The sequence below is a fragment of the Bacillus sp. V2I10 genome (assembly GCF_030817055.1).
In the GTDB taxonomy this organism is placed as follows: domain Bacteria; phylum Bacillota; class Bacilli; order Bacillales; family Bacillaceae; genus Bacillus_P.
The window spans coordinates 2,478,000-2,500,455 of sequence record NZ_JAUSYV010000001.1; the positions used below are offsets into that span (position 1 = coordinate 2,478,000).

At 39.6% G+C, this 22,456-nt stretch carries 19 protein-coding genes and 1 riboswitch; of the genes, 14 read left to right on the forward strand and 5 right to left on the reverse strand.

What is annotated here, in order from left to right; all coding sequences use genetic code 11:
* Window positions 1-136: 136 nt before the first annotated feature.
* Window positions 137-481, reverse strand: a complete 345-nt coding sequence (locus tag QFZ72_RS12405) for a cyclic-phosphate processing receiver domain-containing protein (RefSeq protein ID WP_307433686.1) — start codon at window positions 479-481, stop codon at window positions 137-139.
* A 302-nt stretch (window positions 482-783) separates the two neighbouring features.
* Here QFZ72_RS12405 and QFZ72_RS12410 point away from each other — a divergent pair, with 302 nt between their 5' ends.
* The 11 genes from QFZ72_RS12410 (at window position 784) to QFZ72_RS12460 (ending at window position 12,131) form a co-directional block, all read left to right on the forward strand.
* Entirely contained in the window at window positions 784-1,401 is a 618-nt protein-coding gene (locus QFZ72_RS12410; RefSeq protein ID WP_307433687.1) for a class I SAM-dependent methyltransferase, read from the forward strand.
* Between the two features lie 312 nt (window positions 1,402-1,713).
* Window positions 1,714-2,757, forward strand: coding sequence for an ArsR/SmtB family transcription factor (locus QFZ72_RS12415; RefSeq protein ID WP_307433689.1), 1,044 nt, complete (start codon window positions 1,714-1,716; stop codon window positions 2,755-2,757).
* Between the two features lie 4 nt (window positions 2,758-2,761).
* On the forward strand, window positions 2,762-3,493 hold the full coding sequence (locus QFZ72_RS12420; protein WP_307433690.1) for an MFS transporter: 732 nt from the start codon (window positions 2,762-2,764) through the stop codon (window positions 3,491-3,493).
* 97 nt (window positions 3,494-3,590) lie between these two features.
* The gene (locus QFZ72_RS12425; protein ID WP_307433693.1) at window positions 3,591-3,956 is read left to right on the forward strand and encodes an MFS transporter; all 366 of its coding nucleotides are present in this window, start codon (window positions 3,591-3,593) and stop codon (window positions 3,954-3,956) included.
* 189 nt (window positions 3,957-4,145) lie between these two features.
* Entirely contained in the window at window positions 4,146-5,546 is a 1,401-nt protein-coding gene (locus QFZ72_RS12430) for an alkaline phosphatase (protein WP_307433695.1), read from the forward strand.
* Window positions 5,547-5,688: 142 nt separating this feature from the next.
* Window positions 5,689-6,351 (forward strand): DUF4352 domain-containing protein, encoded by a 663-nt coding sequence (locus QFZ72_RS12435; RefSeq protein WP_307433697.1) that lies wholly within the window; start codon window positions 5,689-5,691, stop codon window positions 6,349-6,351.
* A 227-nt stretch (window positions 6,352-6,578) separates the two neighbouring features.
* A complete protein-coding gene (gene brnQ / locus QFZ72_RS12440) occupies window positions 6,579-7,904 on the forward strand; it encodes a branched-chain amino acid transport system II carrier protein (protein ID WP_307433699.1) in 1,326 nt (441 codons plus the stop codon).
* A gap of 836 nt (window positions 7,905-8,740) precedes the next feature.
* Window positions 8,741-9,901: an ABC transporter ATP-binding protein gene (locus QFZ72_RS12445; protein ID WP_307433701.1), complete on the forward strand. Its 1,161-nt coding sequence runs from the start codon at window positions 8,741-8,743 to the stop codon at window positions 9,899-9,901.
* A complete protein-coding gene (locus QFZ72_RS12450) occupies window positions 9,902-10,549 on the forward strand; it encodes an ABC transporter permease (protein ID WP_307433704.1) in 648 nt (215 codons plus the stop codon).
* Window positions 10,550-10,575: 26 nt separating this feature from the next.
* On the forward strand, window positions 10,576-11,490 hold the full coding sequence (locus tag QFZ72_RS12455) for a glycine betaine ABC transporter substrate-binding protein (protein ID WP_307433706.1): 915 nt from the start codon (window positions 10,576-10,578) through the stop codon (window positions 11,488-11,490).
* Window positions 11,487-12,131: an ABC transporter permease gene (locus QFZ72_RS12460; RefSeq protein WP_307433708.1), complete on the forward strand. Its 645-nt coding sequence runs from the start codon at window positions 11,487-11,489 to the stop codon at window positions 12,129-12,131. Before QFZ72_RS12455 ends, QFZ72_RS12460 begins: the two co-directional genes overlap by 4 nt.
* Before the next feature lie 188 nt (window positions 12,132-12,319).
* Here the strand turns inward: QFZ72_RS12460 and QFZ72_RS12465 are convergent, their stop codons facing one another.
* The 4 genes from QFZ72_RS12465 to QFZ72_RS12480 all read right to left on the reverse strand — a co-directional run bounded on the left by QFZ72_RS12465 (window position 12,320) and on the right by QFZ72_RS12480 (window position 17,676).
* On the reverse strand, window positions 12,320-13,735 hold the full coding sequence (locus QFZ72_RS12465; RefSeq protein ID WP_307433710.1) for a sodium:solute symporter family protein: 1,416 nt from the start codon (window positions 13,733-13,735) through the stop codon (window positions 12,320-12,322).
* A 29-nt stretch (window positions 13,736-13,764) separates the two neighbouring features.
* Window positions 13,765-15,096 (reverse strand): aspartate aminotransferase family protein, encoded by a 1,332-nt coding sequence (locus tag QFZ72_RS12470; protein WP_307433712.1) that lies wholly within the window; start codon window positions 15,094-15,096, stop codon window positions 13,765-13,767.
* An 85-nt stretch (window positions 15,097-15,181) separates the two neighbouring features.
* A complete protein-coding gene (locus tag QFZ72_RS12475; RefSeq protein ID WP_307433713.1) occupies window positions 15,182-16,558 on the reverse strand; it encodes a sigma-54 interaction domain-containing protein in 1,377 nt (458 codons plus the stop codon).
* Between the two features lie 146 nt (window positions 16,559-16,704).
* Window positions 16,705-17,676 carry a magnesium transporter CorA family protein gene (locus QFZ72_RS12480; protein WP_307433715.1) on the reverse strand — a complete coding sequence of 324 codons (972 nt, stop codon included), beginning with the start codon at window positions 17,674-17,676 and terminating at the stop codon, window positions 16,705-16,707.
* A gap of 321 nt (window positions 17,677-17,997) precedes the next feature.
* A riboswitch (M-box (ykoK) riboswitch) is annotated at window positions 17,998-18,162 on the reverse strand.
* A gap of 329 nt (window positions 18,163-18,491) precedes the next feature.
* On the opposite strand from QFZ72_RS12480, the gene QFZ72_RS12485 reads away from it, so the two are divergent.
* From QFZ72_RS12485 to iolA, 3 genes are all read left to right on the forward strand, one after another.
* Window positions 18,492-18,824 (forward strand): hypothetical protein, encoded by a 333-nt coding sequence (locus tag QFZ72_RS12485; protein ID WP_307433716.1) that lies wholly within the window; start codon window positions 18,492-18,494, stop codon window positions 18,822-18,824.
* Window positions 18,825-18,942: 118 nt separating this feature from the next.
* Window positions 18,943-19,953, forward strand: coding sequence for a LacI family DNA-binding transcriptional regulator (locus QFZ72_RS12490; RefSeq protein WP_307433718.1), 1,011 nt, complete (start codon window positions 18,943-18,945; stop codon window positions 19,951-19,953).
* A gap of 832 nt (window positions 19,954-20,785) precedes the next feature.
* On the forward strand, window positions 20,786-22,261 hold the full coding sequence (iolA, locus tag QFZ72_RS12495; RefSeq protein WP_307433720.1) for a methylmalonate-semialdehyde dehydrogenase: 1,476 nt from the start codon (window positions 20,786-20,788) through the stop codon (window positions 22,259-22,261).
* Window positions 22,262-22,456 lie beyond the last annotated feature (195 nt).

Below are 22,456 nucleotides of genomic sequence, written 5' to 3' on the forward strand. Positions count from 1 at the left end.
AGGGAAAGTTTCTTTTATTCATGCAAAAGAAGGAGAACTGATAGTTGAAAAAAGATTTTAAACCCATTAAAAAGAGGCATCAGTTTTTAAGTAATACCTCATAAAAAACGCTATATGGAATTTTTGCAGACGGGAATTAGCGGGTGGCAGCAATTGAATGAAGGGGCATGGGTTTTAGAATAACTTTAATAGATTTCGGCATTTTAAATTCATCCTGTGCTTTTTTAAAATACTTATACATCGCCTTGCTTCCGACAGCATTCGCTGAATGAATCGTGATGCGGTTGGCATAAAGTTGATATTTAACCATGTATTCAACAAGCATAAGACCGTTTCTCGTTTTGTTTACGAGATCATGGTCAAGTGAAAGATGGTCAACACAGTTATTGCGCAAAAGACAGATGCACTGATCTATATTTTCTGCCAAGACATATCCGCTCGGGCACGTTCGGTAATCATCTAAGAAGACACTGATTTGCAAGATGATTTCCTCCGATCAATTTTTGACCTGTCTTAAGTGTAACATACCTTAAGTATAAACATAGGTGGGACCGTTTTGCCGGAGCGAGAAGGGTTACGTTTATAAAAGCTGTCAGAACGGGCTCTTCAATACTAATTGTTGTAAAAGAATCACAAAATAAAAAAATTTATAAAGCATTCAGGAGCTGGAAATGGTGTAAATTCAGCCATTAATGAATGAATTGCAGGATATCTTCCTATTTTTCTTGGGATTACGGTCTTTATAGTGAAATACAATTTAAGATTTTTAAAGAGGGTGGAAAAATGAATCATGCTTGGAACAAAGTGATCTATAGGGTTTGGTCTCCAGTTTACGATAATTTTTTCAATTCAGGTCGCTTTCTCAATGCCCGAAAGGAAATATTTCAAGAAAGGACATTTAATCGTACACAAAAAATCCTTTTTGTCGGTGTAGGAACAGGAGCAGATTTAGAACAGATTCATCACAATGGACTAGATATTACCGCTATAGATTTTTCACCTGAAATGCTTAACAAAGCAAAAGAGAAATTTCCCAGCTCTTCTATCCATTTCATAGAAATGGATGCTCAAGAAATGAATTTTCCTGATGAACAATTTGACATAGTAGTAGGGAGTTTAATACTCTCCGTAGTACCAGACGCAGATAAATGTTTTGGAGAAATGTCGCGGGTTTTGAAAAAAGAGGGTGAAATCATACTGTTTGATAAGTTTTCCTCTAAAGCAAAGAGGCTCTCCTTAATAAATAAAATCATTAGGCCATTTATCAAGGTTTTAGGAACTGATATGGGGTTGAATTTTGAAGAATTATTTGCAAAACAAAAAGTAAAACTGCGTATTAAAGAGGATACAGGGATCATGTTCGACGGAATGTATAGGAAGATAATAGTTACTAAGCTGTAAATATCCTTTTTCCAGAATAGCGGGCCTCAGAAGCACTTAGTGTTCGTCAACATTAGGTAAGAAAGGGCAGAGTGAAATTAATATCCCTTAATAAAGAGATCAGCAATAAGAACATCAATTGAATCTGAAATAGTTAATGTTCAGAGTGGAAAATTCTGAGCATTTTTGCGTTTTCTTTTTTCAAGAAAAGTGACATTCAGATTTTTATCAAATTGCCCTTTTAGATGATTCGATAAAAATCTCTAAATAAATTCTAAATACATTGAATTAATTGTTCTATTTATTTAGAATAAAAATAAGGAGGTGATAAAAATGAATTTATTAAATACATCCTTTGAAAGAAAATCATACGAAGTAGAACTAAAGCATTCGATATTATTTGAATGTGTGCTTGGAATTGCCATGATTACATATCCAAAACTGCATAACCAGCTGGTGAAGCCAAAGCAGGACTTGGATCACATCCGAAATAATCTTTCTGAAAGTCTGACTGCCGAGCTGCAATATTGTCAGGAACACAATACGTGGAAAATGCTGCTGCAGCTTTTGCACGAGAAGAATTTTTCTTCTTTAAAAGATCTACATGGTTTTATTGATGATCTTCCTGATCAGCACCTGAAATACTTGATACTTCCTTACTTGGATCAAACTCAGGAAGAGAACCGTCTGAAGGCTTCCGGGGGAGATGCTGAATCTGAAAATGAGATGATCCTTGCTTGTAAAGGGCACGCTTTTTTTCCGCAAATGATTCATTTTATCTGCAGATGTGACTTAAAAGAACTTAGAAACCATTTAAAAGAAATAACAAACGGCTGGTATAAAGAATTTATTCAAATACAGGAATTGGAAATGAGCACCATTCTCGAGCGTGATCAAAAGGAAAAGGAACAATGGCTCAAAAATCAGAGTCCTAAAGAGATTGTTCTTCATGCAACAGGTGTAGATTACAAACCGGAACCAGGTATTACAAAGGTGTTGCTGATCCCGCATCACATTTACCGGCCATGGACCATTCAGGCTAATTTAGAAGAAACAAAGGTCTTCTATTATCCTGTCAGTGATAACAGTCTGAATGAATCAGAAGATCCTTACGAGCCGTCTGCACAGCTTGTCGGGCGCCTTAAAGCAATTGGCGATGAAAAACGTCTGCGGATCGTTAAGCTACTTACTGAAAAAGAGAAAACGCTGAAGGAGCTTACAGCTTTACTTGGAATGGGCAAAACAACGGTCCATCACCATTTATCATTATTGCGTTCTGCAGGAATTGTAAAAGTGACTGGTGCTTATTATTCAGTAACAGAACAGGCTTTCCAAGGTATTGAAACCCAGATTGAGACTTATTTAGAACGGAGCTGAATGGATGAAAAGTGTTTCCATGCTTTTTTACAATCAGCTGATTTCAACATTCGCAAGTACGTTTGGCACCTTTTGCATTTCCTGGATTGTCTACGGGGAAACAGGCTCTAAGTTTGCGATGGGAGGACTTTGGCTGGTGAGCATTGCCGGCCAGCTGCTGATCCAATTTTTAGCGGGTCCCTATATCGATCGTTTTCAAAGAACGAGTATGATGAAAGCTTCAGAATGGATAAGATGTTCAGCTTATTTTCTATTGTGGATGATCATTTTTTCCGGAAATGCAGAGGTTGAATTTCTTTACTTTGCTGCTTTTATAACTTCAATTGTTGTTTATGACTCTGCTTCTGCAGCGCTTATACCTAAACTCGTTAAAGATGAGGAATTAGTAAAAGTGAATGCGAAAATCTCAGGCGGGGTCCAGCTAATGAGGTTTATTTCTCTTCCAGCTGCAGGTTTGATAGTAACCGCTGTTGATTATGAGGAGGCTCTATTATCCATTTCTATTATGTTTTTCATTTCTTTTACAATGATACTGAAGATCAATGAGCCATTTATCAGAAAAACGAAAAAGAATACTTGGAAAGCTCAATTTAAAGAGGGTTTCACACTTTATCGAAAACATCGGATTTTCCTTGTTTTAGGAGGATTTATTTTCGTTACTAGTTTTGGAGTGTACGCCTCGCAAACGATGTACATTCCTTACATAGCTGAGATAATCGGGCGGCTCTGCATTTGAATATGGTCTGTTTGCGGCTTCTTTTCCATTTGGCTATATTCTTGGGAGCTATGCTGCCGCTAAAATAAGAGAACCAAAACAATCACTTTATATTGTCATGACTTCTGCACTATTTATTGGAGGCTGCACGTATTTAGCGTTAGGAGTCACTAAAGTTTTATGGGCTGCTATTTTAATAGAAGTCATTGCTGGCGCCGTCATGCCTTTTTGGAACATCTACAGCACGACGCTCTATCAGCGGCTGATACCTGATTCGATTCTTGGACAAATTCTGTCGGTTAGGTTCTTGTTAACAAAAGCGGCCGCTCCTTTGGGGATCTTGTATGGAACTTTTTGCGCTTCGCAAATTGGGATTTCTGCTTTGTTTTTATCCGTTGGGATCCTGATATGTATAGTATCAGGCGCAGGCGCTGTATTCCTGAAGGTACTAAGAAGGAGACTTTCAGTTCAGCCGGCTGATTAAGCAGGGGTTAAGCAAGAGACAGCTTTTCCTCAATTTAATGTAAAAAAACATGCGTTTTCTTTGTCTTTTTTGTAAATGTATCGTAAAGGACGGACAACGAGAATTTACAAAGTCAACAAACTTACTTAAAGAAAAACCAATAGAATGTAAATCGAGATTACTAATCTATACTATTGGGAGGTCGTTTCATTGTTTAATAGAAAGTTTGGAAAAAAAGTCATTCCGGTTGCTGTACTTTCAGCAGTGGTTGCTGGGAGTTTAATTGGAAGCTTTCCTGAAGCGAAAGCGAATCATCCAGAAGCAGCCTCTAATAAAACAGGTGAAATCAAAAACGTTATTTTTCTAATCGGTGACGGAATGGGAGTATCTTATACTTCGGCTTACCGCTATCTGCAGGATAATCCAAATACACCAGTGGCTGAACGCACGGAATTTGATAAACATCTTGTCGGCAATCAGATGACATATCCTGAAGATCCGGCAGAAAATGTAACGGATTCAGCGTCAGCGGCAACGGCAATGTCAACTGGCTACAAAACGTTCAATGCAGCGATTGCTGTAGACAACGATGGAACGGAACTTAAAACGGTTTTAGAATCTGCAAAAGAAAAAGGAAAGGCAACTGGACTTGTTGCAACTTCTGAAATCACGCATGCCACTCCGGCATCGTTCGGAGCACATGATATGAACCGAAAAAACATGAACTCATTAGCAGATGATTACTATGATGAAATGATTAACGGCAAGCACAAAGTAGACGTGATGCTTGGAGGCGGTATAAGCAATTTCATCCGCGGTGACCGCAACCTTACAGAAGAATTCAAAAAAGACGGATACAGCTATGTAACTAACAAGGAAGATTTATTGAAGGATAAAAATGAGCAAGTACTTGGATTGTTTGCTGAAGGCGGTATGCCAAAAATGATCGACCGCAACAATGAAACACCTTCACTTCAAGACATGACAAACTCTGCATTGACAAGATTAAATAAGGACAAAGACGGATTTTTCCTTATGGTTGAAGGAAGCCAGGTTGACTGGGCAGGTCATGACAATGATATCGTCGCAGCCATGAGTGAAATGCAGGATTTTGAAAAAGCATACAAAGCAGCGATCGAGTTTGCTAAAAAGGACAAACATACACTAGTGGTTGCTACAGCTGATCATTCAACTGGCGGATATTCAATTGGCGCTAACGGTGTCTACAACTGGTTCGGTGAACCGATTAAAGCTGCTAAGCGCACACCTGATTTCATGGCTAATGAAATTGTCACAAAAGGTGCAGATGCAGAAAAAACATTAAAGCAAAACATCGATTTAGATCTGACGGCAGAAGAGATTAATTCTGTTAAAAAGTCTGCTGAGGAAGGAAAAGCAGATAAAGATAAAGGCATTTTAAGAGTAGATAATGCAATTGAAGCTATTTTTAACAAGCGTACAAACACAGGCTGGACAACTGGCGGACACACAGGAGAAGATGTACCTGTATTTGCTTATGGACCTGGATCAGAAATGTTTGCAGGCCAAAAAGACAACACGGATCATGCAGAAATAATCTTTAAGATTTTAGAGAAAAACAAAAAGAAATAAGCAGGAATCCGCTGTTCGTCGGTGACTCTTACGAACTGCCCCGGCGATGAAGCCTAAAAAGATCTTCATCGCCGGACCCATATCTGCCAAAAGCAGAACAACTTATAATCTATATCCACTCCTAGAGAAAAGGGGATTACAAATGAAAAAATTATGGACACTCCTATCATTAACGTTCATTCTTACAGCATGTTCAGCTCAAGCTTCAGCACCAAAAGATGCTGCTAAAGAAGAGAAAGAAAAAGTATCTGAACCCTCAGCAAATAAACAATCTGCAAATGATGTCTACGTTCCAAACCCTCAAATTACAGATGACCGCGAGCTGCTTGAAGTCGGCCAGACTTTTAAGGACGACAAAGGAGCAGCAGAGTTAAAAGCTATAAAGAAAGTCAATGAAACGTACCAAGTCGGCGATGTTGAACTAATGATCCATGATGTCAAAATTATCGAGCATACACCGGCCTACAGCATGATCGATTTCTTTCACTCTTTTACACATGAAGAAACGTTTAATATTGTGAAAGTAAAGATTGAAGTTAAGAATACGTCAGATCAGCCTGTTTTCTTCTCACCGTTAGCTGTCCTTGAAACGAATACAGGCGAGCATAAAGATTGGGAGTCTGATATTTACCTCGAGGAGTTAAATGGCGAACTTGCGGCAAATGGATCTAAACAGGGGAACATCGGATTTATCTTAGATCATTCTGATAAAGAGGTTAAGAGTATTAAGATTTTGACGAGTGATCTATTAAATGAAGATCAACAGATAGAGGAGAAAGCACAGGAAATAAACATTGAGTTTTAATAGGTAAAAAAAGACAATGCCAATAAGGCATTGTCTTTTTAATTGGAAGAAATTTTATCGGAATAAAGTAAACGCATTCAATCCTGATACATAAAGGTTTGTTCCTTTTTTGCAAAAGAGTACTGAAAAAATGAACTAGTCAATCAATTTAATAGCTGATATACTTTGAACTATTATTTTTATGACTATTTTCTTATAGGAACTACTACATCAAAGGAGCTTTTTACATGACGAAGGAATTTACTGGGAAACAACTTGTACTTATTAGTTTAATGCTATTTTCAATGTTTTTTGGGGCAGGAAATTTAATTTTCCCAGTCTTTCTTGGACAGGCTGCCGGGGATAATATGTGGCCATCACTTGCAGGATTTATTGTTTCTGCAGTAGGACTGCCGATCCTCGGGGTTGTGGCTGTTGCGAAAGCAGGGAGCTTTCATACACTGAATTCCCGTGTACACCCGCTATTTGCTCTTATCTTTCCATTTATCATTTATATTTCAATCGGACCGGGGCTTGCCATCCCTAGAGCAGGAAGTCTTGCCTACGAAATGGGAGCAGCACCATTTCTTCCTGAAGGATTAGCCGTTAATCCTGCAGCACTATTCATTTACACACTTGTCTTTTTTGGTCTAGTTTACTGGCTGAGCATGTCACCATCTAAGCTTGTGGATTTGTTTGGAAAACTGCTTACGCCGATTGTGCTTGCACTTATTGTGATTATTTTGGTGAAAAGCCTGATCACTCCAATTGGTTCTTTTGAACTTCCAACAGGCAATTATGGAAATAGTCCTGTTTTTCAGGGATTTTTGGATGGCTATTTAACGATGGACGCCCTTGCTGCCCTTGCATTTGGCATTGTGATTGCCAATACGATTCGGGCACAGGGAGTAGGGAATGATAAGAAGCTGTCGCACTATATGATTTCCGCAGGAATCGGAGCTGGAATCCTGCTGACTGTCATCTACATTATCCTTGGATATCTAGGTGCTACTAGCGCATCTCTTGGCCAATCAGAAAACGGTGCGCAGATTCTGACAAATATTATGGGGTATCTCTTCGGTCAAAGCGGTACTCTTATCTTAGGAATTGTTTTTACACTTGCATGCTTCTGCGTCTCCATTGGTCTTGTGATTTCATGCAGTCAGTTTTTCGCTAGTGCAGTGCCAAAAGTTCCATATAAAGCCTGGGTTCTGATTCTTTGTCTGACTAGCACAGCTGTTGCGAATTTAGGTTTAACTCAGATTCTTACAGTGTCCGTGCCGATTCTGGGCATGATTTACCCAATTGCGATTGTGCTGATCTTCCTTGCACTAATCCATCAGTATATTGAAAACAGTCCTTATATATATGTTACAACTGTCGCGGTTGTCGGACTGTTCAGCATCCTGGATACAGTAAATAAAACATTATTGACAGAAGCATTGAGTCCGGTTCTGAATGCAATGCCGCTGTATCAAGAGGGAATCGGCTGGCTCATTCCGGCAGTCATCGGGATTGCATTTGGATATCTTCTTGGTAAAAGAAAAACATCAAGTGTTCCTGCCTATAAATAATAATAGATCCATTCAGGTATTTTCATCTGTTTCGGATAGCTCGGTGGCTTCGTAAACCATGCATCCGTTTTATCAGGGATAATATGTCAATTGCAACCCCCTGCTTTTTAACCTCAATCAGTGCCTTTATCAGCTGATTGCCAGGAATGAAGCAGGGGGTTTTTATGACGAATGGTTTTAAGTCTGTTTTATTAAGGAGACCTCTTTTGTTAAAGGTTCTCCAGTTGAAAAAACCAGCTGATAGTCTGTGCCCTTCGTTTCTTAAAGCTTTGTCTTTTTCTGACAGCTTTTAACCAGTATCTTCTACCCAGTCCTTTAAAAAATCGTTTCTTGATTTCTTGTATACCTTCACCTGTAATCCGCAAATGATAGTCCCAACATTATCCAAACCGGCCGACTTGAGCTAGGTATCCCTCGCATATATTAAAACCGCTCGAGTATACCTTTCCATAAATGACGAAAAACTTCCGATGATTTCTATAATTGATAGTATGGTACTCGTAAATATCCTTTCCGGCGAAGCAGGACCTCTGCAGCGTTTTCATCAGCTCTAAAAACCTCATGATGACAGGATCTTCCGAATATAAAAGTATTTTTTGCACTTTTGTATATTCTTCATTTCCATTTTTATTGTCGCGTTGCAAAACAGAAAGAAACAGATCATAAGCCCGCATTATCGATAAAATAGGGTTAGGCTCACAAGTGAATTTTAGAGAAGGAAATGTATGGAATGAAGGGAACTGTCAAAAAGCAAAAAAAATGTTTGAGCTTTTTTCACAAGGGAATAAACATAAAGGGAAAAAACAATTGGATTCTAATAGAGAAGGAGACATTTAATGATTCAGCTTAGAAATATTACAAAAAAATATCCTGATGGTTTTAAGGCATTAAAGGATATCAATCTTGAACTTGAGGCAGGAAAAATTCATGTAGTAATCGGACCAAGCGGATGCGGGAAATCAACAACCATGAAGCTCATCAACCGTTTGATTACTCCGACTGAAGGCACGGTATACATAAATAATGAGGATATCTCGAAGATAAATCCAGTCGAGCTGCGGAGGAAGATCGGCTATGTCATTCAAAGCATCGGTCTTTTTCCGCATATGACCATAGCCGACAATGTCGCAGTCGTACCGCGTTTATTGAAATGGGAGGAAGAACGGATAACCCGGAAAGTGAATGAACTGCTTTCGATGGTCAATTTAGACCCAGAGACCTACCGCAGCCGTTATCCAAGCGAGCTGAGCGGGGGACAGCAGCAGCGCGTTGGCGTGATTCGTGCACTAGCGGCAGAACCTGATGTTATTTTGATGGACGAGCCGTTCAGCGCACTTGATCCGATCAGCCGTGATCAGCTTCAGGCAGAGCTCGTGAATTTACAGGATGATCTGAAAAAGACCATCGTGTTTGTCACTCATGATATGGACGAAGCAATCAAAATTGCGGATAACATCATTTTAATGAAGGGTGGAGAAGTGATCCAGGTTGGATCGCCAGACTCGATCTTGCGGCATCCGGCAAATGATTTTGTGAAAGAGTTTATCGGTAAGAAGCGATTAAAAGAGCATAAAGATACAAGTTTTCCGATGGATCCCGATGAAATTCCAACAGTTAATGAAGTCATGGTTGATAATCCTGCAACAGCTTATCCAGAAAGAGGTCTTGCTGCCGCACTGAAAATCATGGAGCAAAGACGAGTGGATTCGCTGATTATTATTGACCAGGAACGCAACTTGCTAGGATATGCCCCAATTTTGAATCTTCTGGGGCAATACCGTGATGAAACCAAAACGCTGAAAGATGTCATGCTGCCTTTCGCGCATACTGTCCAATCTGACAGTCCTTTTACAATTGCCCTTGATTTAATGAGCCAGTATAACCTGCCTTATGTACCGGTTGTTAGAAGGAACGGCAAGTTTGTCGGCGTGATTACTAGAGGAAGCATGGTCCGCTTAATGGCAGAGGTATTTCCTTATGCAGATGAGGTGGTTTAAATGATACTCATTCAGGATTATTTTTCCTTTCTGCAGGAACGGTACCCAGATATTCTGGCAAGGTCAGGAGAACATTTAACGATTGTTGGCCTTGCTGTTTTATTCGGCTGCTTAGTAGCCATTACAACGGGTATTTTACTGACAAGAGTGAAAGAAGGCCCTTTAAACAGCTTCGTATTTGGTCTTGTGAATGTATTCCAGACGGTTCCGACCATTGCCTTGCTTGCGATGCTTATTCCGTTGATGGGCATCGGCATGAAGCCGGCCATTTTTGCTCTCTTTTTGTATTCATTGCTGCCGCTTCTCCGCAATACCTATTCAGGTATTAGAGAAGTGGATGGGAGCATTGTGGAAGCAGCAAGAGGAATGGGGTTCGGCACGTTTCAGCGTTTATTTAAAATAGAGCTTCCGCTTGCATTTCCATACATTCTTTCAGGAATTCGATTAACGACCGTTTATATAATCAGCTGGACAACTCTTGCTGCATTGATTGGAGCCGGGGGACTTGGCGATTTGATTATTGCCGGAATGTCAAACAATGATAATTTTCTTATCTTTACTGGAACGGTCAGTGCCATTATTCTGGCCGTTATCGTTGATGTTGTTTTAGGCTTTTTCAGTAAAAATAGAAACGGTTTAACAGCTTAGAAATAAGAATCACAAGGAGAAATTTAATGAGGAAAGCAATCATTATATCTGCACTGGCAGTTTTTATAGCATGCACCTCGGTTTTATCAGGATGCAGCTCAAAAGAAACCATTAAAATCGGCGCCGCCACCTATACAGAAACAAAGATTATGGCTGCGATTTATAAAGAACTGATTGAAGATCGGACAGATTTAACCGTTGATATTACACCTGATCTGCTCTCAAATCCGATGATTCTAAAATCGATGAGCAGAGATGACCTGGATATGGCGCTCATGTATTCAGGAGTTATTTTCAGCAACTTTTTCCCTGTAAAGCAGACGACAGACCGAAAAGAGGTTCTAAAGCAGGCACAGGAAGGATTTGATAAGCACTATGACTTTACATGGTTTGACCCTCTCGGCTGGGAAAATACCTATGCCCTGACCGTTCAGGAGCAGACTGCAGAAGAAAAAGGGCTTAAGAAAGTATCAGATTTGAAAAAAGATCAGGAGAATATGAAATTCGGTGTTGATTCATCCTGGATGGAGCGCAAACAGGATGGATATCCTGCCTTTATCAAGCATTACGGGTTTGACTTCGAACAATCTTATTCCATGGATATCAATTTAGTTTATGAGGCAGTTGCGAATGAACGGGTCGATGTGGTTCTTGCCTATTCAACTGACCCGAGACTGATTCAATATAATTTGAAAACATTAGAGGATGACAAACGATTTTTTCCTCCTTATGATGCTTCTATGGTTGCACGAAATGAGGTGCTTGAGAAGCATCCGGAGCTTAAACCGATTATGAATGAACTGGTCGGTGAGATGGATGAGGAAACCATCACGAATCTCAATTACGAAGTTGATATTAAAAACCGCAACGAACGGGAAGTGGCAAGAGAATTCCTGACGGAAAAAGGCCTCCTGAATAACGAATCGGAGGGAACGAAATGACATTTCTTAAAGAACTATTTGCTTATATGGGCGAAAATATAGATTTGCTGCTTCTTTACACTGGACAGCACCTGCTTATGGTCATCATCGGGGTTTCCTTGGCATTGATTGTGGGAACGCTCCTTGGCATTGTGTGCAGCAGGTACAAGAAACTGGCACCTATTATCTTATCAGTAGCTAACATCATACAAATCGTTCCGAGTCTTGCCTTGCTGGCCTTGCTGATGTTATATTTTGGACTTGGATTCTATACAGTGGTCATTGGATTGTTCCTTTACTCATTGCTGCCCATCATCCGGCATACCTATGTGGGGCTCGAGCAGGTCGATTCATCTCTGACGGAAGCAGGACACGGGATTGGGATGACCTACATTCAGCTTCTAACAAAAGTACAGCTGCCGCTTGCTATGCCATTCATCATGGCTGGATTAAGAATTGCGGCAGTGATCGCTATCGGCGTTGCAACACTTGCGCCCTTTGTAGGCGGTGACGGACTCGGGCGTGAAATTTTCTCTGGAATCAACTCCAGAAATGACATTCGGATCTATGTCGGCGCCATTCCGGCTTCCATTCTGGCCATCCTTGCAGATATTGTTTTAGGGCGGATGGAAAAGAGGATGAGTGTGAGAACAGCGAAATAAGAAGAAAAGAAGATCAGCTCCTTTTAGGGCTGATCTTCTTTTAAATAAGTGTTTAAAGCGATGTTGGATTTTTATTGTCCAGCTCCATCACCCAACCCCTCGGCCAGAAAGATTCGACAAAAAAGTCAAGCCCGGACTTTTCTGTCGAATCTTTATCTGTCTGTCGGGGCGGGCGGTTCCACATTTCTCTATAATTGTTTTGTCTCTTTTAAATACTCCACATTGCTTGTTTTCTTTCTGTAGTTAGTAAGGTATGAAATCCCCACTAAAACGATAAATCCAGATGACATTCCATAAATGATCGGGTTTGTTGATGTAAGTCCTTCAAAAAACAACCCGGCAAGGACAACGACCGTGCTGACCAAAATAGAATAAAAGCCTGCATTCGGCGTCGCTTTTTTCCAGAAGAATGTCATGACAAGCGGGATAAAGATCGCACCGGATAAAATGGCGTATGCCACATCTAAAGCAACTAAAACATCCTGGATCCAAATCGAGAATGTAATCGCGATTAATCCAACAATAAGCGTTGTGATTCTTGAAGCTCTTAAAAGCTGTCTATCCGTCATATTTTTCATGAAATATTGCTTTAAAATATCATTTGTAATAAGGGTGGCTGACGCCAGCAGAGTTCCTGATGCTGTTGACATGAGAGCAGAGCAGACACTTGCAAGAACAAGCCCTAAAATTCCCGATGGAAGAATGGCAAAGGCCATTTCTGCAAAGGTGTTTTGAGGATTGCTGATGGATGGGATGACGATAAATGCACACATCCCGATGATGCTTCCTGCAAGGGCATAGGCAATGCTGTAGAAACCTGCAAAAATAGAGCCGTTTCTGGCTATTTTATTCGATTTTGCAGTAAATACCCGCTGCCAAATATCCTGTGATACGACCATGCCCAAGGCATAAAGCAGGAAGTATTGAAAGATTTGCTGATAACCGATAGATGAAAAGCTGAAGTGAGTCTGAGGGAGCTGGGTCAATAGATTTCCCCAGCCATCCGCTTTTGAAATGCTCATTGGCAGCATAATGAAAAAGATTCCGATGGTCATGACAACAAATTGAATAATGTCTGTAACCGTTACACTCCACATGCCGCCTAGGATGGTGTAAAAAAGAACGATTCCGCCCCCGACAAGCATTGAAGTCGTAATATTCCAGCCTAAAAGGACGTTGATGATTGCTCCCATTCCTATAACCTGTGTTACAGCGACCATTAAAGTATAGATGGCAGCTACAATTGCACTTAGCAGGCGGGTTTCAGAAGTATATCTTTTGCCGAGCAGCTCACTGATGGTTGTGATTTTCAAAGAATCAATTTTCTTAATAAAAATAGTGCCAAGAATAATAATGCCAAGACCAATCATGGTGACAAACCAGATCCCTGAGATTCCATATATATATCCAAGTTTTGCCGTTCCAATTGTTGCGGCGCCTCCGAGAATGACAGCAGAGAGACAGCCGAGATACATGAACATTCCAAGATTCCGTCCGGCCAGGTTAAAATCTTCCGATGTCTTTGCTTTTTTGGAACCGATAACCCCAACACCTATTAAAACCCCAAAATACACTAAAACCACGAGCGTATCGAGCAGCTGCATGTGAAAAGCCTCCTTTTTAGTTTAAATGGTTACGAATTTAGTAATGCTTTAGATAAATGAGAGCTTTGGTACTCATAAACGGCTTCTTCTAATACTTTGAGGCCATGATCAATTTCATCCTTGCTGATAGTAAGCGGAGGGATCATCCGAATGACTTCGCCATGATTACCGCATAAATAGAAGAGCACACCTTTTTCCAGACAGCGGTCCAAAATGGACATGAGCGCTTCTCCGTCTGGTTTTCCTGTTACAGGGTCAACAATTTCAATCCCGATCATCAGACCGATTGCGCGTACGCTTCCGATCACAGGGGAGGTTCTTTGCAAAAATCTCAGCTTCTCTACTGCATATTTGCCCATTTTTTTAGAGTTCTCAATGAGCTTCTCTTCTTTCAGCACTTCAATGGTTGCAAGTGCTGCCGCACATGCGATCGGGTTGCCTCCGAACGTTGTGCCGTGACTGCCAAGCGGCCATTGCTGCATTAATTCTTTCGAAGCAACGGTGGCACTCAATGGAAGACCTGAAGCTATGCCTTTTGCGATGGCCATAATATCGGGCACAACATCAAATGCTTGAGCAGCAAACCATTCTCCCGTCCGTCCGAAGCCTGTTTGAACCTCATCAAAGATAAGGAGAATCCCATGCCTGCTGCAGATCTCCCTTATTTTTTTCAGCCAGCTTTTCGGTGGAACGATATATCCGCCTTCTCCAAGGACCGGCTCAACGATTATACAGGCGACTTCTTCTGGTGTTACTTGATGATTAAACAGTGTTTCAAAATCTTTTTCTAATTTCTCCGTGCAATAAACCTCTGGATCAGCCCCTTTTGGGCATCCTGAAACATCAGCATAGGGTACTTGGTAGGCGAGTCCATTCGGCTGAAGAAATTTACGGTATTTGCTTTTCGAGGTCGTTACACTTAATGCTCCAAGCGATCGGCCATGAAAGCAGCCGATAAACGAGACAGCATATGGTCTTCTCGTTACATGTTTTGCTAGTTTTATCGCGCCTTCTATCGCTTCCGTTCCGCTGTTGGCGAAGAAAAAGCAATCGAGATTTTCAGGAAGAACCAGCTTTAATTCTTTAGCAAGCTTCAAAATCGATTCATACATAATGACGCCTGATGGACCATGCATCAGCTGGTCAGCTGCATCCTTGATGGCTTGTACTACTTTAGGATGTCTGTGCCCTGTGTTGGCTGTCGCAATGCCAGATGTGAAATCCAAATATTTTCGGCCGTCAAGCCCGTAGTAATAACAGCCTTCAGCCTTTACAACGGGCAGATTCGGGTGATCCTTCGCCATGCTCGGCGCTAATAAATCCGGCATTTCTGCAACTAAATGACTCCAATTATTCTCCATCTTCATCCTCCTTGATCAATCCTGCATCATGTTTAAAAAGTAATCTGCTTATACTTAAACACTTGCAAGAACCGTGCCAAGTAAGTTATAGAATCTGATGTTTTTTCATTTTTCTAACAATTGAAGGCTGACTGATGCCGAGTGCCTCTGCCATACGTACAGTCGTTTTATACTTTTTCCTTGCTTTTAATAGAATTTGCTTTTCCATTGCATCCATCATTTCTGATAAGGTCTGATTTTCATCAATCGGAAAGAGAGCAGGTGCATCAGCATCTTTTATATATTCAGGCAGCTGATCTACCGTAATTAGAGCGGAAGGAGAAATTACAACCAGCCGTTCCAGAATATTTATCAATTCACGGACATTGCCCTTCCAATCGTAATGCAAAAGGTGATGTGCAACAGCTTCATCCAGCGTCTTTTCCTTGTTGTATTTTTCTTCGAATTGTTTTAAAAGAAGATGAATGAGCGGCACAATGTCTTCTGTCCGCTGTCTGAGCGGGGGAATGGTTATCGGCACTACGTTTAATCTGAAGTACAGATCCTCCCTGAATAATTTTTCTTTGATGGCCTGTTGCAAATCTTTATTTGTAGCAGAAATGAGTCTGAAATCAACGTGAATCGGCTTTGTTCCGCCAACCCTGTAAAACTGTTTTTCCTGAATGACTTTCAATACTTTTACCTGATGGGCAAGAGGCAGTTCGCCAATTTCATCTAAGAAAAGGGTTCCTCCATCAGAAAGTTCAATCAGGCCGATTTTGCCTTTCCGATTGGCTCCGGTAAAGGCTCCGGCTTCATATCCAAACAGCTCTGCTTCTACTAGGGAATCCGGTATCGCACCGCAGTTTACTTCAATAAATGGTCCGCTTTTTCGATCGCTTTTATTATGTATAAATTTTGCAAGCAGGGATTTGCCAACGCCTGACTCACCCAGTATTAATACGTTTACATCTACTTCTGATACTTGGAGGGACGTGCTGATTACTTTCTGCATTTCGTCACTTTTTGCAATAATTCCGGCATCATAAAGCTGTTTGCTCCGCAAAAGATCAAGCTCGCTTTTTACCCGTTCCATTTCTTCTTCCATTGTAATGAGGAAATTCTTATAGTCTGCGAGTTCCGTGATATCGTGTGAATAGCTGACAACCCTGTAGAGTTCGCCATTTTCATTGTAGACAGGTATGCCTGTGACCAATAGCTTTTTTCCTTTATTCGTCGTTTGAACAAACGTAATTTTTTTCTTCTCTTTCACTACAATTGGAGTCAAAATGGGGGTGAACAGCCCCTGCGCCTCAAGATCATAGACTGATTTTCCAATTAAACTATCAGATTCTACCCCGTAGATTTTCCCTGTAAACTCACTGACTTTTAAAATAATTCCATCTAAATTGGTAACAAGAATATCATCCTTCAGGGAGTGAAGAATTTGTTCATTTTCATTCCAGTTAGTCGATGCCGTCATCTGAAATTCACCCTTCCATTGAATGAATATAAGAAATATTATTCATATTTGAATAATTATTCATTTTTGAATAATTATATCAGGGTTCTAATTGAAATCATATACTTGAATAAAAAAAGACGACAGCAAATGAGCTGTCGCCAATGTTATAAAAGCTGTTTATTTTTAAAATATTTCCACATTCCAAATGTTAATAGAATAAGAAAAGAAAAGATAATGATTGTCGCAAAAGGCGAGTCCTGGTAGGGAAGCGGAACATTCATTCCGAAAAATCCTGTTACAAACGTTAATGGAAGCATAATGGTTGAAATCAGTGTCAGGACATTCAGTTTTTCTGAGGACTTCGCATTAATAATAGAGTAGTAGGTATCGAGAGCACTATTTACTAAGTCTCTGAACGTTTCAGTAGAGTCGACAATCCGTTCTAAATGATCTATTAAGTCTGTATAGAAAGGGACATTTTCTTCTCTTATATCAAATTTCCATTTACCATCAACATTGATAAAGATTCTCCGCTGCGGGAGTATGACTCTTCGGATTAAGATGATGGTTCGTTTTAAGGCGAGAAATTCTTCGGTTACACCACGGACTTCTTCATCATAAATCTCATCTTCTAATTCATCAATCCGGATTCCTATGCGGTCAAGGATTGGGAAATATTCATCTGTTATACCGTCAATGAGCGTGTATAAAAGAAAGTCAGCGCCTTTATTCATATATTTAATGTGTTTAGAGCAAATCGCGTCCATTTGTCCAAGCCATTTTAATTTGTGCTTATGAATCGTTACCACATAATTAGGGCCGACAAAAACGTTTAATTCAAGGGTCGTGATTTCATTATCGCTTTCCTCATTGTACCGGAGAGCGTGAAAGACAAAGAATTTATAATCCTCGTAGTTATCCATCTTAGCCCGGGGGCTGTCATGGAGACAATCTTCAATGGCCAGATGGTGAAAATCAAATATTTTTGCGACTTCATATAATTCGCGGTTTTGTACATCATACATATCAATCCATAGTAAGCTGTCTGAATGGCTTAAATAATTGTTGATTTCATTCATTTTGATATCTGCGATCATTTCCTGTGTATCGTTTTTATAGAGATACGTTTTAATCATCTGTATACACCCCGTAAAAGTTTATTCTACGAGGCAAACGTGCTAGCTTAGATCTTCTTTGGCAGGAAAAGAGGAACTGGTGCACACTGGTTGCCTCATGCTTATGCTGTCTCTGTTTTCATCTGCCGGATTAGGGTCATCTGTGCCCATTATTTCCTCACCCCCATTATAAAGAAAAACGCAAGCGCCAATAGTTTGTTCTGCCCGAGGAGTTGGGCGATCCGCTTGCTATCAATGCTCAAAATTTTAAACTTTCTTATTTGTTAAAAAGACCCCTTTCATAAGAAAGGGGTCATAAAACAGCATAAATAGCAAGCTTTAAATGTCTCCCCTTGTTTTGAGTTTTAGCACTGTATAGCATAGGATTATACCAGCTGCATTAAGAAAAACCTTAATCCGATTTTTCCTGTTGACCCATTGGCGTCTCTCGACATTTTTGGGCAGCAGCTTATCTCTATACAGGAGCCTCACCTAACAGAAGACTTATTTAGCTATAGTCACTATATGAAACATTACAATAAGTGTCAAACCTTTTTTTTGCAGCTTGTTTCCTTTAAATCATTTAAATTTCAGATCATTATTTGGAGATTAGGAGAGACAATGTGAAAATAGAAAATCACGGCGAAGCGGGAAAGCAGGATTAATATGATGTGATGCATCTGCTTATTTTATTTGTTATTTAGCAGTTTTTATAAGTTGAATAGCTACTAACAGGATGCAGCTATACCTATAATATTTGTGTTTGCTTTAATCAGTAATATTTCTGATGAACTATATGTTATGGTAAATGCATTAAATATTTAAGGGGCAACCTAATGAATAAATCGGGACAAATTATTCTGGTACTTATATCGGTATTATTTACCGCCTATCAAAAGATTTTGGCATATAAGCCTTTTTTTACGATAGATTTCTTTATTTTTACGCTTATTGCTTGGTTGGTTGGATGGCAATATGATAGGGTACGATATTATGTGAAAAAAGCGCGGGCGAACGAAGACAGCTATAAGCAAATGATTGATTCATTGCCTCACAAGAAAACACAAGGTTCCCAAGCTTTCTTTCCGCTTACTATAGCTATTCAACGATTCAATGAAGGAAAAGGAAATAAAAGCTCTATTGAAGCTGTACGGGTATGTATGATCTGATCTAACCTTAATAACATATGATATACTTACCATATTATATACAATCGAGAAAGATGTTAGAAAACTATATCACTTTATAATAAGAAAAAACATAGATCAGGTGAAAGAGTGTGGAGAAATGAAACCAACCATTTATGATATTGCAAGAGAAGCAGGGGTATCTGCAACTACGGTTTCTAAAGTAATTAATAATAAGGGACGGATAAGTGAGAAAACCAGGGAAAAAATTATGAAAATTATAGAAGATCTTCGTTATCAGCCCAATCTATTGGCTTCTGCGATGAAAGGAAAATCCACCTACACAATTGCATTATTAATTCCAGACATGACTAACCCTATATATGCTCAATATTTAAAATATATAGAGGAATACGGTCAAGAGCTGGGGTTTAGTATTGTGATGTGCAGCACTCGAAGTGATCCTGAAAAGGAAGCTAAGCATATTGCATTATTAAGGCAGAAACATGTTGACGGATTTATCATAGCTTCTATATTTAAAAATGAAGAGGTTTTAAAACAATTAATTGAGGAACAAGTCCCGATAGTACTTATTGCACTTCAACGGCCAGAACTTCCCGTAGGCAGTGTAACCGGCGATGATTATTTAGGAGGCTATATTGCGACTGAACACTTGTTGTCTCTAGGACACCGCAGAATTGGAGTTATTGCAGAAGTAGCAACATTAAGCGGGATGGAACGTATTAAGGGATATCAAAAGGCTCTGATGAATGCAGGGATAGAGGTTGATGAAAGTTTAGTCATGACAATCAATGAACCAACAATTGAAGGAACGGAGATGCATGCGAGAAAGCTGCTTAATACTGAACAGAGGCCGACGGCGATTTTTGGCTGTAATGATATATTAGCTATTGGCTCGATGCTGGCAGCAAAGGAACTCAGAATTATCATTCCAGACGAACTGTCTGTTATAGGATTTGACAACACGGTTATGTGCAAGATTGTAGAACCTCAGCTAACTTCTGTAGCTATACAGGCACATGAAATAGGAAGACAGGCGATGGAACTATTGATCCAGCAAATTGAACAAAAGGATAACTTGAAACAACGTATTTCTCTGCTGCCGGAGCTTGTTATTCGTCAGTCAACAGCAATACTTAATGAAAATTAAATAAGCATTAAAGCATTTTTTAGCTCATGTGGTAATTTCATAAACTAAAGCGGCATAGAGAATCCAGTAAAACCAGGATTTTCTTGCCGCTTTATTAATGTTTGGCTCATTCAGCAAATGCCCTTTTTTCAAAGAGCCTTACAACGTATTCTCATGTTTCCGCATATACGAAATTCTGCGATCTTACCTAAAGAAAAGAGAAGATAAAGATTACTATACAAACAGGTTATATAGAAAATAATCTGAATATAAAATTTTTTTTAAAAAATCGATTGAAATATCATAGAGTATAGGATAAAATAAAAACAAATCTTAGGGTAATCGATAATCCTAAATTGCAAAAGACATAAAGACAGATCTTTACATGGAAATAAGAAGATATATAGAAAATGAATAGAATGTATTGATAGAATTTCATATTATTTTTTTGCTTTTAGGGTAATCGATAAACCTGATGTTATTCTGTATTAGCTGACATCAAGATTCGCTTAAAAATGAAGTTTCATTTTATCAACAAAGGAATCTTTAAGGTTTTAGCAATGAAAAAATGGAAGAGTTATATCCTCGTTTGAGTGAACAATGTATAAATCTATCACATTGAAAGATTTGTAAGCGCTCTCCCTCTAATTTATAAGAAAAATGCAAGAAAGTGTTAGGACTGATAGCTTATTATGTCCTTTCTTGAACGTTTTAATATGAAAAGAGGTGAAAAGAGTAAAGAAATAGATTGTGACAGTGAAATTATGTAGTGAAAAATTTATTCCAAAAAGCGGATTATGTTTTGTAATTAAATGATAGAGATGAAAACATATTATTCAAGGAGGCAGGAAGCATGACGGAAGTAGTAACGAAAGCAGTAAAACTGAAAAATTACATAAATGGTGAGTGGATTGAAAGCAATACAACAAAATATGAAGATGTTTTCAATCCAGCCACAAAAGAGGTTATTGCTCAAGTTCCGCTATCAACAAAAGAGGATGTTGACTTTGCGATAGAAGTTGCTGCAAAAGCGTTTGAAAAATGGCAAAAAGTCGCAGTGCCAAGGCGTGCAAGAATCTTATTCAACTATCAGCAATTGCTGACGAGGCATAAAGAAGAGTTGGCTCACCTTATCACAATAGAAAATGGAAAAAGCCTTTCGGAAGCATTAGGTGAAGTCCAACGCGGTATAGAGAATGTTGAATTTGCAGCAGGGGCGCCTACTTTAATGATGGGGGATTCACTATCTTCAATTGCTACAGATGTCGAAGCGACAAATTACCGCTATCCAATTGGAGTTGTCGGTGGAATTGCACCATTTAACTTTCCAATGATGGTACCGTGCTGGATGTTTCCAATGGCAATAGCGATGGGAAATACGTTTATTTTAAAGCCCTCCGAAAGAGCACCGCTTTTAACAGAAAAATTAGTTGAGCTATTTTCTGAAGCAGGACTTCCAAAAGGTGTATTCAACTTAGTACACGGAGCACATGACGTCGTTAACGGAATATTAGATCACCCTGAAATTAAAGCGATTTCTTTTGTTGGCTCCAAGCCTGTAGGTGAATACGTGTTTAAACGAGGCAGCGAGAATTTGAAACGCGTTCAGTCATTAACAGGTGCTAAAAACCATACCATCGTCTTAAATGACGCTGATCTTGAAGAAACAATCACAAATATTATTTCTTCAGCATTTGGTTCAGCAGGTGAACGCTGCATGGCATGCTCAGTTGTCACAGTAGAAGAGGGAATTGCCGAAGAATTTTTAGCAAAGTTGAAAGAGAGAACGGCTTCTATAAAAATGGGCAATGGCCTGGATGATGGTGTATTGTTGGGGCCAGTCATCAGGGAAGAAAATCGAAAACGCACTATCAATTATATCGAAAAAGGAATTGAAGAAGGAGCAACCGTTGTTTGTGACGGGCGCGAACGTTCATTAGATGAAGGATTTTTCATTGGTCCTACCATTCTAGATGATGTAACAACAGACATGACTATCTGGAAAGATGAAATCTTTGCTCCGGTACTATCAATCATGCGTGTGAAGAATTTAAAAGAAGCTATTGAAGTTGCCAATAAATCAGAATTTGCCAATGGCGCATGTATCTTTACAACAAACGCTGCATCTATCCGTTACTTCCGTGAAAATATTGATGCCGGTATGTTAGGCGTTAACCTGGGTGTGCCGGCGCCTATGGCGTTCTTCCCATTCTCCGGGTGGAAATCGTCATTCTTTGGAACATTACATGCCAACGGAAAAGATAGTGTTGAGTTCTATACTCGTAAAAAAGTTGTAACAGCACGCTATACAGAACCTGCATTTGAATAAGAAATGTTTTGGTCTTTCTTCTTCAAGATTTCTGATACATGAATAGACTAAACCATGATGTCCGTATTTGGAAGTTCGAGCATCCGGCCTCTTATATTTGCTAAATCATATGATGGGGCCGGTTTATAATAAAGACCATTTAAGACAGACCGAATCCAAAGAAAGCGCAATGGTTACGGGATGCTGAGACGGGTT